The organism is Pseudomonas sp. GW821-FHT11D10 (genome assembly GCF_058808435.1).
Genome location: NZ_JBXARR010000005.1, coordinates 100076 through 113116, shown reverse-complemented (window position 1 = coordinate 113116; position 13041 = coordinate 100076). Strand labels below are relative to the sequence as shown.

The following is a 13041-nucleotide window of genomic DNA, read 5'->3' as shown; positions in this document are numbered from 1 at the left end:
ATGGACAGTGGATAACGCGACCCACCCGACACAAAACCCTCAGGCACAAAAAAGCCCCGACTCTCGCGAGCCAGGGCTTTCGGTTGAAGCGCTACAACGACTTAGCCGTTGAACACGTCATCCACGCTTTTCAGCGGGTAGTTCTTCGGATACGGCAGGGTCGCCACACCGGTCTCGATCGCGGCCTTGGCCACGGCGTCGGAGATCACGGTGATCAGGCGCTTGTCCATTGGCTTCGGAATGATGTACTCACGGCCGAATTCCAGGGAGATACCGCCGTAGGCGTCGCACACTTCCTGAGGTACCGGCAGCTTGGCCAGTTCGCGCAGGGCGTTGGCGGCGGCGATCTTCATTTCTTCGTTGATGCGCTTGGCGCGAACGTCCAGGGCACCACGGAAGATGAACGGGAAGCCCAGTACGTTGTTGACCTGGTTCGGGTAGTCCGAACGGCCGGTGGCCATGATCACGTCGTTACGGGTGGCGTGAGCCAGTTCCGGGGAGATTTCCGGATCCGGGTTGGAGCAGGCGAAGACGATCGGGTTGGCCGCCATGCGCTTGAGTTGCTCGGCGCTCAGCAGGTTCGGGCCCGACAGGCCGACGAATACGTCAGCGCCTTCGATGGCGTCGTCCAGGGTGCGCTTCTCGGTAGGGTGAGCGAACACAGCCTTGTACTGGTTCAGGTCGTCACGGCCAGCGTGGATCACGCCAGTACGGTCAACCATGAAGATGTTCTCGACCTTGGCGCCCATGCTCACCAGCAACTTCATGCAGGAGATGGCGGCTGCACCAGCGCCCAGGCAGACGATCTTGGCGTCGGCCAGGGTTTTGCCAGCGATTTCCAGGGCGTTGATCATGCCCGCAGCGGTCACGATCGCGGTGCCGTGCTGGTCATCGTGGAATACCGGAATGTCGCACTGCTCGATCAGAGCACGTTCGATCTCAAAGCACTCAGGTGCCTTGATGTCTTCCAGGTTGATGCCACCGAAGGTGATGGAAATGCGTTTTACGGTGTCGATGAAGGCTTGCGGGCTTTCGGAGTCGACTTCGATGTCGAAGACGTCGATGCCGGCGAAGCGCTTGAACAGCACGCCTTTACCTTCCATCACTGGCTTGGAAGCCAGTGGGCCGAGGTTACCCAGGCCCAGAATCGCGGTGCCATCGGAAATGACTGCAACCAGGTTGCCCTTGCCGGTGTACTTGTAGGCCAGTTCAGGATCGCGGGCGATCTCGCGCACTGGTTCAGCTACGCCGGGGCTGTAGGCCAGCGACAGGTCGCGGGCGGTAGCAGTGGCCTTGGTGAGCTCGACACTCAGCTTTCCTGGACGAGGATTGGCATGATATTCGAGAGCGGCAGTTTTCAGATCAGACATTTTGGCATTCCGCTTTTTACTGTTGGACAGACTGGTCAGCGAGGATACGCGCCTCGCAAAGTCCCCACAAGACTGCCCGGTCACCCCTGTCAAGCGCCCTGCCCTACGACTTTGGGCCAAGAGCCACGGCGCACAAGGGCTAGACTGTTCACAATCGACAGAAAAAATGTCTACAACTTTTTATTCAACGGGACGGCTGGAGCATCGAAGGATCGGTCAGCGGCAACAGCCAGCGCGCCTGACCTGATTTCAGTCCACCGCGCCGGGAACGGTCGACCACCCAGCCACGAGCCTCGATCTGCTTGCCCTTCAACGCCTGCAGAGAGGCGGCGTCAAAGCGGTCCAGCAGATTGGGTGCAACGCGCAGTACAAGCTTGTCCTGCAACTCGATCCAGATTCCGCCACGATTGCGCTGAACCTTGCTCACACGCCCACTGACCAGCGCGAAACCCGAGCGCTCGATCTGCTCCGCTTTCAGTACAGGAGAGCGCTTCCACAGGCCCAGCCCGCCCTGTCGCGCGCGGCGTTCAGCAGCTTGCTGGCAATCGACCAGATCGACATTCGGCGCCACCGCGACCTGGAAACCGAGGCCATCGGCGAGCATCTGCGCTTCGAGATTCTCACCCTTAGCGCTGAAAACATGAGCAAGAGTGCGGCCGTAATGGTCTTTGGGCTGGGCACCAAGACGCAGGCCAACTCGCCCGTCGCTCTCGGCGACCAGGGCTTCGAGACGCTTGCGCGCCACTACCGCAAACGGCTCGTCGCTGCGACCCTGCTTGCCGAGCTCGGGCGTATTAAGGCCGATCATCCGCACATTACGCCCGTCGCTCAGGCGCAGGGTGTCGCCGTCGACCACCCGCTGCACCGTGGCGCTGTCCAGCCCGGCCGGCGCCGGGCAGAAGGCCTGGGCGGCGGAGAGCCAAATAGCGGACACAAAAAAGGCGCCCGCAAGGGACGCCTTTTTCATCAGACCGGAAAAGCCGCTGAGGTTTTCCAGAATGAAGGGCCTTAGGCCTTTTTCGCGCCGAAAGCACCGAAACGGTCGGCGAACTTCTGAACGCGACCACCGGTGTCCAGAGTCTTCTGCTTACCGGTGTAGAACGGGTGGCACTCGTTGCAAACGTCGATCGCCAGGGCTTTGCCGAAGGTCGAACGGGTTTCGAACTTGTTGCCGCAGCTGCAAGTTACTGCAACTTCTGGGTAATTCGGGTGGATATCGGCTTTCATGGTGTTTTCCTCAGCTGGCGTGCCGCCATCCAACACGATTGTTGAATACCGCACGTAATTAGGCCGCGGATTCTACCAGACAATGCTAATCACGCAAGCTGTCGCTGAGACCGACCGTCTGCTAGGCTCCCGCCCTTCTCCACCGCCCCGCCTATGAGAATCCCCCGCGTGCCCGACGCCATTCTGCGCCTCGCCCTGCCTTCGCCCCTGCGCCGCCTGTTCGACTATCGGGCCCCGGCCGGCGTGCTGCGTTCGCAGTTGCAACCGGGCATGCGCCTGCGGGTGCCGTTCGGCCGGCGGGAGATGATCGGGATTCTGGTGGAGGTCACTGACACCAGCGAAGTGCCGGTGGAAAAGCTCAAACCGGCACTGGCGCTGCTCGACGCTACCGCCCCACTGCCGTCGGCGCTGTTCAAGCTGTGCCTGTGGACGGCTCAGTATTATCAGCACAGCCTCGGCGACACCCTGAGCTGGGCGCTGCCGGTGCTGTTGCGCCAGGGCGAACTGGCCGAAGTTCGGCAGGAGCGTTTCTGGTCCGCCGCTCCCGGAGCCAGCCTCGATGACCCGCGCATCGCTCGCGCGCCGCGCCAGCGCGAAGCCCTGGCGACGCTGGCCCAGCACCCTCACGGCGTCGCCCATCAGTTGCTGAGCAAACTGATGCTGAGCAAGGACAGCCTCGATCTGCTGCTGGCCAAGGATCTGGTGCAGGTCGAAGTGCGCCGCCACGCCCCCGGCGCGCGCCATGAACACTGGCTGGCCCAGCCCGAGCTGCCGCTGAACAGCGAACAGCGCGCCGCCTACGAGGCGATCCGCGCCGGGTTCGACAGTTATCACGCGTTCCTGCTGGCCGGGGTCACCGGCAGCGGCAAGACCGAAGTCTATTTGCAGTTGATCCGCGAAACCCTCGAGGCCGGCAAACAGGCGCTGGTATTGATCCCGGAGATCAACCTCGGCCCGCAGACCCTGGCCCGCTTCGAACAACGCTTCAATGCACGCATCGCCCTGCTGCACTCGGCGGTAAACGATCGTGATCGTCTGGATGCCTGGCTCGCCGCCCGTGACGGCGAGGCCGACATTATTATCGGCACCCGCTCGGCGCTGTTCACCCCGATGAAGAATCCGGGGCTGATCATCATCGACGAAGAACACGACGGCTCCTATAAACAGCAGGAAGGCCTGCGCTACCACGCGCGGGATCTGGCGCTGGTGCGGGCGCGGCAGGAAAACATCCCGATCGTGCTCGGCTCCGCCACACCATCCCTGGAAAGTCTGCACAACGCCTACACCGGTCGTTACGGACTCCTGCGCCTGAACGAACGGGCCGGTGGCGCCAAGCAGCCACGCTTCCTGCGTCTGGATGTGAAAAGTCGCCCGCTGGACAGCGGTATTTCCGGGCCGATGCAGCAAGCCATCGGCCAGACCCTCGCCGCCGGCCAGCAGGTATTGGTGTTCCTTAACCGCCGGGGGTTTGCCCCGACACTGCTGTGCCATGACTGCGGCTGGATGTCCGAGTGCCAGCGCTGCGATGCGCGGATGACCGTGCACCAGCGCTATGGCGAACTGCGCTGCCACCACTGCGGTTACGTCGAGCGCGTGCCGCGCCAGTGCCCGAAGTGCAACAAGGTCGATCTGCGCCCCGTGGGCGCCGGCACCGAGCGGGCCGAAGAACGGCTGGCGATCCTGTTCCCGGACTATCCGGTGTTGCGCGTCGACCGTGACAGCACGTCGCGCAAGGACGCGATGAATCAACTGTTCGCCACGATCCAGAAAGGCCAGCCGTGCATTCTGGTCGGCACCCAGATGTTGGCCAAGGGTCACCACTTCCCCCGAGTCACTCTGGTGTCGATCCTCGATGCCGACGGCGGGCTGTTCTCCGGCGACTTCCGCGCCAGCGAGCGCATGGCGCAGTTGATCGTGCAGGTCGCTGGCCGTGCCGGGCGGGCGGAAGAACCGGGCAAGGTGATCATCCAGACGCATCTGGCCGACCATCCTTTATTGGTGCAACTGACCGAGCAGGGTTACTTCGCCTTCGCCGAACAAGCCCTGAGCGAACGCCGCGCCGCCGGCCTGCCGCCGTTCGCCCACCTCGCCCTGCTGCGCGCCGAAGCGCACAAGCCGGGGCAGGCCGAAGGTTTTCTCGATGAGGCATGCAGCGAGGCCGAGCGTTTGCTGGCCGAACAAAACCTGACCGGCATTGAACTGCTTGGCCCCGTGCCGGCGCCGATGGAACGCCGGGCCGGACGCTTCCGCGCGCAGCTGCTGTTGCAGGCCACGGCCCGGGCGCCGCTGCACCGATTGTTGGCGAGCTGGTTGCTGGTGCTGGAACAGATGCCAAGCGGCCGTGCGGTGCGCTGGTCGCTGGATGTCGATCCGGTGGATCTGTACTGACCGGGCAAAACCGGCCGAATTGTCACCACACATCCACATCCTGCCTGCTAAGGTTGGCAAGCCCGTCTTCGCAACGGATAATGCCCAGTTTTTCCACCCGCGCATCGATGCGCCGCCGCGCTTGCGGTCGAAAGAGAAGACCATGAAAGACACCATTCGCCAGCTGATCCAACAAGCCCTCACCCAACTCGTCAACGAAGGTGTGTTGCCTGAAGGCCTGACGCCGGCGATCCAGGTGGAAAACGCCCGGGACAAGACCCACGGCGACTTCGCCAGCAACATCGCGATGATGCTGGCCAAGCCTGCGGGAATGAAACCGCGCGATCTGGCGGAAAAAATCATCGCCGCCCTGCCGGCTGACGAGAACGTCACCAAGGCCGAAATCGCCGGCCCAGGCTTCATCAACTTCTTCCAGAACACTCAAGCGCTGGCCTCGCGCCTCGACGACGCACTGGCCGATGCTCACGTTGGCGTGCGCAAGGCCGGCCCGGCGCAACGCACCGTGGTCGACCTGTCGGCACCGAACCTGGCCAAAGAGATGCACGTCGGCCACCTGCGCTCGACCATCATCGGCGACGGCGTGGCGCGGGTACTCGAATTCCTCGGCGACACCGTTATCCGTCAGAACCACGTCGGCGACTGGGGCACCCAGTTCGGCATGCTGATGGCGTACCTGCAGGAAAACCCGATCACCAGCGACGAACTGTCGGACCTGGAAAACTTCTACCGCGCCGCCAAGCAGCGCTTCGACGAATCTCCGGAATTCGCCGACCGCGCCCGTGGCCTGGTGGTCAAGTTGCAGGCCGGCGACGCTGAATGCCTGGCGCTGTGGACCAAGTTCAAGGACATCTCGCTGTCGCACTGCCAAAAGATCTACGAACTGCTCAACGTCAAACTGACCATGGCCGACGTGATGGGCGAAAGTGCCTACAACGACGACCTGATCAACGTGGTCAACGACCTGAAAGCCGCCGGCATGCTGGTCGAAAGCAACGGCGCCCAGTGCGTGTTCCTCGACGAATTCAAGAACGCCGAAGGCGAGCCGCTGCCGGTGATCATCGTCAAGGCCGACGGCGGCTACCTGTACGCCACCACCGACCTGGCGGCCGTGCGTTATCGCAGCGGCAAGCTGAAGGCCGACCGTGCGTTGTACTTCGTCGACCAGCGTCAGGCCCTGCACTTCCAGCAAGTGTTCGCCGTGGCGCGCAAGGCCGGTTTCGTGACCCATCCGATGGAAATGGAGCACATGGGCTTCGGCACCATGAACGGCGCCGACGGCCGTCCGTTCAAGACCCGTGATGGCGGCACCGTGAAGCTGATTGACCTGCTGACCGAAGCGCAGGAACGTGCCTACAGCCTGGTGAAGGAAAAGAACCCGACACTGGCCGAAGACGAACTGCGCGCCATCGCCAAAGTGGTCGGCATCGGCGCGGTCAAATACGCCGACCTGTCGAAGCACCGCACCAGCGACTACAGCTTCAACTTCGACCTGATGCTCAACTTCGAAGGCAACACCGCGCCATACCTGCTGTACGCCTACACCCGCGTGGCCGGCGTGTTCCGCAAACTGGGCAAGGATTTCAGCGAAGTCGAAGGCCAGATCGTCCTTGAAGCGGCGCACGAACAGGAACTGGCGGCCAAACTGGCGCAGTTCGGTGAAGTGCTGAACAACGTTGCGGAAAAGGGCACGCCACACACCTTGTGCACCTACCTGTACGACGTGGCCGGCCTGTTCTCCAGCTTCTACGAGAACTGCCCGATCCTCGCCGCCGACACCCCGGCACAAATGCAAAGCCGTCTGCGCCTTGCCGCGCTGACCGGCCGAACCCTCAAGCAAGGCCTGGAACTGCTCGGCCTGGAAACCCTGGAGCGCATGTAAGTTGGCTGCCAAGAAAAAACCTGCACCCAAGCGTGGCGCCAGCCGTTACCAAGCTCCTGCAAAGCAACCGATCCCGGGCTGGCTGTGGATGGCCATCGGCCTGACGGTCGGCGCGTTCATCGTGTTCCTGATGAAACTGGAGCCGGGCAAGGGCAGCGACACGGTCAAGCGCGAGAAGATCGAGCAACAGCAACAACAGAAAGCCACCAAGATCGCCGAGGCCAACAAGACCCCGCCGAGCCCGACGCAACCGGTGAAGCCGAAGTACGACTTCTACACCCTGCTGCCGGAATCGGAAGTGATCGTGCCGCCGGACGCCGTGCCGGAGAAAACCCTGCCGACGCCACAAGTGCCGGCAATCCCGACCACGCCGGTGACCCCGGCCGAAGCGGCGAAGATCGACACCGCACGGGCGCAGGCTGCACTGGCCGGGATCACCCCACCGCCAGCGCCGCCGGTGACCAAGGCTGCACCGGTGACCAAGTTCTTCCTGCAGGCCGGCTCGTTCCGCAAAGAGACGGATGCCGACAAGGTCCGCGCGCAGATCATTCTGCTCGGCCAGGCGGTCGCGGTTGAGTCCGGGACGGTCAAGGATGAAACCTGGTACCGCGTACTGGTCGGCCCGTTCAGCAACCGCGAACAGCTGACCACCGCCCAGAAACAACTGGCGGGCGCCGGCTTCAGCAACCTGTTGTTACAACAACGCCAGAGCCGCTGATCCTCCCCCACCGATCGCTCCCACGCTCTGCGTGGGAGCGATCACATACAAACCACCGCTCGTCCCCTCTCCTGCCCCGCAGTTGAAATCCTCTCCACCACCCCCATATGAATGGGCATAAGGCATTTTCGCCCCGCAGTGTGGAGACTCTTCCCTTGACCACCATCGTTTCAGTCCGCCGCCACGGCAAAGTCGTCATGGGCGGCGACGGCCAGGTTTCTCTCGGCAACACCGTGATGAAAGGCAACGCGAAGAAAGTTCGTCGCCTGTACCACGGCGAAGTCATCGCCGGTTTCGCCGGTGCCACCGCCGACGCCTTCACCCTGTTCGAACGTTTCGAAGGCCAGCTTGAAAAGCACCAGGGTCATCTGGTTCGCGCCGCCGTCGAACTCGCCAAAGAATGGCGCACCGACCGTTCCCTGAGCCGCCTCGAAGCGATGCTCGCGGTCGCCAACAAGGACGCATCCCTGATCATCACCGGCAACGGTGACGTGGTCGAACCCGAAGACGGCCTGATCGCCATGGGTTCCGGTGGCGCCTATGCGCAAGCCGCCGCCAGCGCCCTGCTGAAGAAGACCGACCTGTCGGCCCGCGAAATCGTCGAGACCGCTCTCGGCATCGCCGGCGACATCTGTGTATTCACCAACCACACCCAGACCATTGAGGAGCAGGATCTCGCTGAATAAGCCTGACGCGGCCCCTGTGCCACGGCTTGTTTCTGCTTGAGGACCGTCAATTATTATGTCCATGACTCCCCGCGAAATCGTCCACGAACTCAACCGCCACATCATCGGCCAGGACGATGCCAAGCGCGCCGTCGCGATTGCCCTGCGCAACCGCTGGCGCCGCATGCAGCTGCCTGAAGAGCTGCGCGTTGAAGTGACCCCGAAGAACATCCTGATGATCGGCCCGACCGGTGTCGGTAAAACCGAGATCGCCCGTCGCCTGGCCAAGCTGGCCAACGCGCCGTTCATCAAGGTCGAAGCGACCAAGTTCACCGAAGTCGGCTACGTCGGCCGTGACGTCGAATCGATCATCCGTGATCTGGCTGACGCCGCGATCAAGATGCTGCGCGAGCAGGAAATGACCCGCGTTCGCCACCGCGCCGAAGACGCCGCCGAGGACCGTATCCTCGACGCCCTGCTGCCACCGGCACGCATGGGCTTCAGCAATGAAGAAGCGCCGACCCAGGATTCCAACACTCGCCAACTGTTCCGCAAGCGTCTGCGCGAAGGTCAGCTGGACGACAAGGAAATCGAGATCGAAGTCGCCGAAATGGCCGGCATCGAAATCGCCACGCCTCCGGGCATGGAAGAAATGACCAACCAGTTGCAGAACCTGTTCGCCAACATGGGCAAGGGCAAGAAGAAGGCCCGTAAGCTCAAGGTCAAGGAAGCGCTGAAACTGGTACGCGATGAAGAAGCCGGTCGCCTGGTCAACGAAGAAGAGCTGAAGGCCAAGGCCCTGGAAGCGGTCGAGCAGCACGGCATCGTGTTCATCGACGAAATCGACAAGGTCGCCAAGCGCGGCAATGTCGGCGGCGCCGATGTGTCCCGCGAGGGCGTGCAACGTGACCTGCTGCCGCTGATCGAAGGCTGCACCGTCAACACCAAGCTGGGCATGGTCAAGACCGACCACATCCTGTTCATCGCCTCCGGTGCGTTCCACCTGAGCAAGCCGAGCGATCTGGTACCGGAGCTGCAAGGCCGTCTGCCGATCCGCGTCGAACTCAAGGCCCTGAGCCCGCAGGACTTCGAACGCATCCTCAGCGAACCGCACGCCTCGCTCACCGAGCAGTACTGCGCACTGCTGAAAACCGAAGGCCTGAACATCCAGTTCCAGCCGGAAGGCATCAAGCGTCTGGCGGAGATCGCCTGGCAGGTCAACGAGAAGACCGAGAACATCGGTGCCCGTCGCCTGCACACGCTGCTCGAGCGTCTGCTGGAAGAGGTGTCGTTCAGTGCCGGCGATCTGGCCAGCGCCCACGACGACAAGGCGATCCAGATCGACGCCGAATACGTCAACAGCCACCTGGGCGAATTGGCGCAGAACGAAGACCTGTCCCGTTATATCCTGTAAGCCATACTTACAGTGGTCGTGAAACTGTGGGAGCCATCGGCTCCCACAATTTTTTCCACCTGACGGAACGCCGGCGATGACCCAACTCCCCACCGACATCAAACTGCACAAAGCCTCGAAAACCCTGTCGCTCAAATACGCGTCCGGCGAGGAATACACCCTGCCCGCCGAATTCCTGCGCGTGCATTCCCCCTCCGCCGAGGTCCAGGGCCACGGCAAACCGATCCTGCAATTCGGCAAGCTGAACGTCGGCCTGACCAAGGTAGAACCGGCCGGTCAGTACGCACTGAAACTGACCTTCGACGACGGTCACGACAGCGGCCTGTTCACCTGGGATTATCTGTACGAGCTGGGGCGACGTTATGACGCACTCTGGGCGGATTATCTGGCCGAGCTCAAAGCCGCCGGCAAAACCCGCGACCCGGACCAGTCCGTCGTCAAGCTGATGCTCTAGTCCGCGCCTCGGACTGTTTAGAGGGCATTTTCTAGATTCATCTGTTTGAATGCTCCGCTAAAGCGGCCCGGGATCGGCTGCTTGCGAAAAAAATCAATCTCGGGTAACCAATGGAACTGGCAAGTTCCCTGCAGTGCTCTACGACTGTAAAGCAGCTATGCAGAATCAACGGTCACCCGAGCAGTAGTACCTGGCATTGGCTGTGGAACTGCACAGCAGAAAACCGGGTACTCGTCTCAGGACAATGGAGCGTCGTAGATGAGTAACAAGAATAACGATGATTTGAAGTACCAGGCCTCGGAGAACACCCTGGGGCTGAATCCTGTCGTTGGGCTTCGCGGAAAGGATCTGCTGGCCTCTGCTCGAATGGTGCTGACCCAGGCCATCAAACAACCGATCCATAGTGTCAAACACGTCACCCAGTTCGGCCTCGAACTGAAGAACGTGCTGTTCGGCAAATCAGACCTGCAACCGGCGGGCGATGACCGTCGCTTCGTCGATCCGGCGTGGAGTCAGAACCCGCTGTACAAACGTTATCTGCAAACCTACCTGGCATGGCGCAAGGAACTCCATGCCTGGATCGACGACAGCAGCCTCTCACCCAAGGACATCGCGCGCGGCCACTTCGTGATCAACCTGATGACCGAGGCCATGGCGCCGACCAATACGGCGGCCAACCCGGCGGCGGTCAAACGCTTCTTCGAGACCGGCGGCAAGAGCCTGCTCGACGGCCTCTCGCACCTTGCCAAGGATCTGGTGCACAACGGCGGCATGCCGAGCCAGGTCAACATGGGCGCGTTCGAGGTCGGCAAGAGCCTGGGCGTGACCGAAGGCGCGGTGGTGTTTCGCAACGACGTGCTGGAGCTGATCCAGTACAAGCCGATCACCGAGCAGGTGCACGAGCGCCCGCTGCTGGTGGTGCCGCCGCAGATCAACAAGTTCTATGTATTCGACCTGAGCCCGGACAAGAGCCTGGCGCGCTTCTGCCTGCGCAACAATGTGCAGACCTTCATCGTCAGCTGGCGCAACCCGACCAAGGAACAGCGCGAGTGGGGCCTCTCGACTTACATCGAAGCCCTGAAGGAAGCCGTCGACGTGGTCACCGCGATCACCGGCAGCAAGGACGTCAACATGCTCGGCGCCTGCTCCGGCGGCATCACCTGTACCGCTCTGCTCGGCCATTACGCCGCCACCGGCGAAAACAAGGTCAATGCCCTGACCCTGCTGGTCAGCGTGCTCGACACCACCCTCGATAGCGATGTCGCCTTGTTCGTCGACGAGCAGACGCTGGAAATGGCCAAGCGGCACTCCTATCAGGCCGGCGTGCTGGAAGGCAAAGACATGGCCAAGGTCTTTGCCTGGATGCGTCCCAACGATCTGATCTGGAACTACTGGGTCAACAACTACCTGCTCGGCAACGAGCCACCGGTGTTCGACATCCTGTTCTGGAACAACGATACGACTCGACTGCCGGCCGCGTTCCACGGCGACCTGATCGAGATGTTCAAAAACAACCCACTGATCCGCCCCAATGCACTGGAAGTGTGCGGCACGCCGATCGACCTCAAGCAGGTGACCGCCGACATCTTCTCGCTGGCCGGCACCAACGACCACATCACCCCGTGGAAGTCCTGCTACAAGTCGGCGCAGCTGTTCGGTGGCAAGGTCGAATTCGTGCTGTCCAGCAGCGGGCATATCCAGAGCATTCTGAACCCGCCGGGCAACCCGAAATCGCGCTACATGACCAGCGATGAAATGACCGCGAATGCCGATGACTGGCAGGAAAACTCGACCAAGCACGCCGACTCCTGGTGGCTGTACTGGCAGGCGTGGCAGGCGGCCCGTTCGGGCGAATTGAAGAAAGCGCCAACCAAGCTGGGCAACAAGGCGTATCCGGCAGGCGAAGCTTCACCGGGCACTTACGTTCACGAGCGGTAACCGACACACCTCACTCCCTTCCGGGAGTGAGGTGAACACTGAGATTGCGACCCACAGGGCCTTGAAGCATGCCGCACCCGTTCATCTTTCGAACCGTCGAGCTGGATGGCCAGACCCTCCGCACGGCGGTCCGCCCCGGCAAGCCTCACTTGACGCCCTTGCTGATATTCAACGGCATCGGCGCCAACCTGGAGCTGGTGTTTCCTTTTGTCGCGGCGCTGGATCCGGACCTGGAAGTGATCGCCTTCGACGTGCCCGGTGTCGGTGGTTCCTCGACGCCGAGCCGACCGTATCGCTTTCCGGGACTGGCGAAACTCACCGCACGGATGCTCGATTACCTCGACTACGGACAGGTCAACGTGATCGGCGTGTCCTGGGGTGGCGCGCTGGCGCAGCAGTTTGCCTACGACTATCCCGAGCGCTGCAAGAAGCTGGTGCTGGCGGCGACCGCTGCCGGTGCGGTGATGGTGCCGGGCAAGCCGAAAGTGCTGTGGATGATGGCCAGTCCGCGGCGCTACATCCAGCCGTCCCATGTGATCCGCATCGCCCCGATGATCTACGGCGGCTCGTTCCGCCGCGACCCGACACTCGCCGCCAGCCATGCGGCCAAGGTGCGTTCGGCGGGCAAGCTCGGCTACTACTGGCAACTGTTCGCGGGCCTGGGCTGGACCAGCATTCACTGGCTGCACAAGATCCACCAGCCGACGCTGGTGCTGGCCGGTGATGACGACCCGCTGATCCCGCTGATCAACATGCGCATGCTCGCCTGGCGAATTCCCAACGCGCAGCTGCACATCATCGACGACGGGCATCTGTTCCTGATTACCCGGGCCGAGGCGGTGGCGCCGATCATCATGAAGTTCCTCCAGGAGGAACGTCAGCGTGCGGTGATGCATCCGCACCCGACACCGCTGGGCGGATAACCGTCCCGGCGCGGATTTCTGGACAGCGTCTTGCAACGTGTCCACACAGGTGCGTGGCAGGAGGC

General features: G+C 62.2%; 11 protein-coding genes. 8 read left to right on the top strand and 3 right to left on the bottom strand.

All coding sequences use genetic code 11. From position 1 onward, the window contains the following. Positions 1-101 precede the first annotated feature (101 nt). The 3 genes from AC1RT4_RS17010 to rpmE form a co-directional block, all read right to left on the bottom strand. Positions 102-1370, bottom strand: coding sequence for a malic enzyme-like NAD(P)-binding protein (locus AC1RT4_RS17010; protein WP_007952395.1), 1269 nt, complete (start codon positions 1368-1370; stop codon positions 102-104). A gap of 184 nt (positions 1371-1554) precedes the next feature. Continuing rightward, positions 1555-2337, bottom strand: a complete 783-nt coding sequence (locus AC1RT4_RS17005) for a thermonuclease family protein (RefSeq protein WP_493086484.1) — start codon at positions 2335-2337, stop codon at positions 1555-1557. A 41-nt stretch (positions 2338-2378) separates the two neighbouring features. Next, positions 2379-2597 carry a 50S ribosomal protein L31 gene (rpmE, locus tag AC1RT4_RS17000; RefSeq protein ID WP_007952398.1) on the bottom strand — a complete coding sequence of 73 codons (219 nt, stop codon included), beginning with the start codon at positions 2595-2597 and terminating at the stop codon, positions 2379-2381. A 168-nt stretch (positions 2598-2765) separates the two neighbouring features. Between rpmE and AC1RT4_RS16995 the strand changes: the two genes are divergently transcribed. The 8 genes from AC1RT4_RS16995 to phaZ all read left to right on the top strand — a co-directional run bounded on the left by AC1RT4_RS16995 (position 2766) and on the right by phaZ (position 12976). Next, positions 2766-4985 (top strand): primosomal protein N', encoded by a 2220-nt coding sequence (locus AC1RT4_RS16995; protein ID WP_493086482.1) that lies wholly within the window; start codon positions 2766-2768, stop codon positions 4983-4985. A gap of 142 nt (positions 4986-5127) precedes the next feature. Continuing rightward, complete coding sequence (gene argS / locus AC1RT4_RS16990) at positions 5128-6864, top strand: arginine--tRNA ligase (RefSeq protein ID WP_493086480.1); 1737 nt, start codon at positions 5128-5130, stop codon at positions 6862-6864. 1 nt (position 6865) lies between these two features. Then, positions 6866-7582, top strand: coding sequence for an SPOR domain-containing protein (locus tag AC1RT4_RS16985; protein ID WP_011332070.1), 717 nt, complete (start codon positions 6866-6868; stop codon positions 7580-7582). Positions 7583-7737: 155 nt separating this feature from the next. Further along, complete coding sequence (gene hslV / locus AC1RT4_RS16980) at positions 7738-8268, top strand: ATP-dependent protease subunit HslV (RefSeq protein ID WP_003196958.1); 531 nt, start codon at positions 7738-7740, stop codon at positions 8266-8268. A gap of 55 nt (positions 8269-8323) precedes the next feature. Beyond that, a complete protein-coding gene (hslU, locus tag AC1RT4_RS16975; protein ID WP_007952406.1) occupies positions 8324-9661 on the top strand; it encodes an ATP-dependent protease ATPase subunit HslU in 1338 nt (445 codons plus the stop codon). A gap of 76 nt (positions 9662-9737) precedes the next feature. Then, positions 9738-10115, top strand: a complete 378-nt coding sequence (locus AC1RT4_RS16970; protein WP_262159084.1) for a gamma-butyrobetaine hydroxylase family protein — start codon at positions 9738-9740, stop codon at positions 10113-10115. Between the two features lie 258 nt (positions 10116-10373). Next, a complete protein-coding gene (gene phaC / locus AC1RT4_RS16965) occupies positions 10374-12053 on the top strand; it encodes a class II poly(R)-hydroxyalkanoic acid synthase (protein ID WP_011332067.1) in 1680 nt (559 codons plus the stop codon). 68 nt (positions 12054-12121) lie between these two features. Then, positions 12122-12976, top strand: a complete 855-nt coding sequence (phaZ, locus tag AC1RT4_RS16960; protein WP_493086476.1) for a poly(3-hydroxyalkanoate) depolymerase — start codon at positions 12122-12124, stop codon at positions 12974-12976. Positions 12977-13041: the final 65 nt, after the last annotated feature.

Bases quoted from the DNA above. Each gene is read 5' to 3' on its own strand.
- AC1RT4_RS17010 (WP_007952395.1), bottom strand. From the start codon at position 1,370: ATGTCTGATCTGAAAACTGCCGCTCTCGAATATCATGCCAATCCTCGT.
- AC1RT4_RS17005 (WP_493086484.1), bottom strand. From the start codon at position 2,337: ATGAAAAAGGCGTCCCTTGCGGGCGCCTTTTTTGTGTCCGCTATTTGG.
- rpmE (WP_007952398.1), bottom strand. From the start codon at position 2,597: ATGAAAGCCGATATCCACCCGAATTACCCAGAAGTTGCAGTAACTTGC.
- argS (WP_493086480.1), top strand. From the start codon at position 5,128: ATGAAAGACACCATTCGCCAGCTGATCCAACAAGCCCTCACCCAACTC.
- hslU (WP_007952406.1), top strand. From the start codon at position 8,324: ATGTCCATGACTCCCCGCGAAATCGTCCACGAACTCAACCGCCACATC.
- AC1RT4_RS16970 (WP_262159084.1), top strand. From the start codon at position 9,738: ATGACCCAACTCCCCACCGACATCAAACTGCACAAAGCCTCGAAAACC.
- phaC (WP_011332067.1), top strand. From the start codon at position 10,374: ATGAGTAACAAGAATAACGATGATTTGAAGTACCAGGCCTCGGAGAAC.
- phaZ (WP_493086476.1), top strand. From the start codon at position 12,122: ATGCCGCACCCGTTCATCTTTCGAACCGTCGAGCTGGATGGCCAGACC.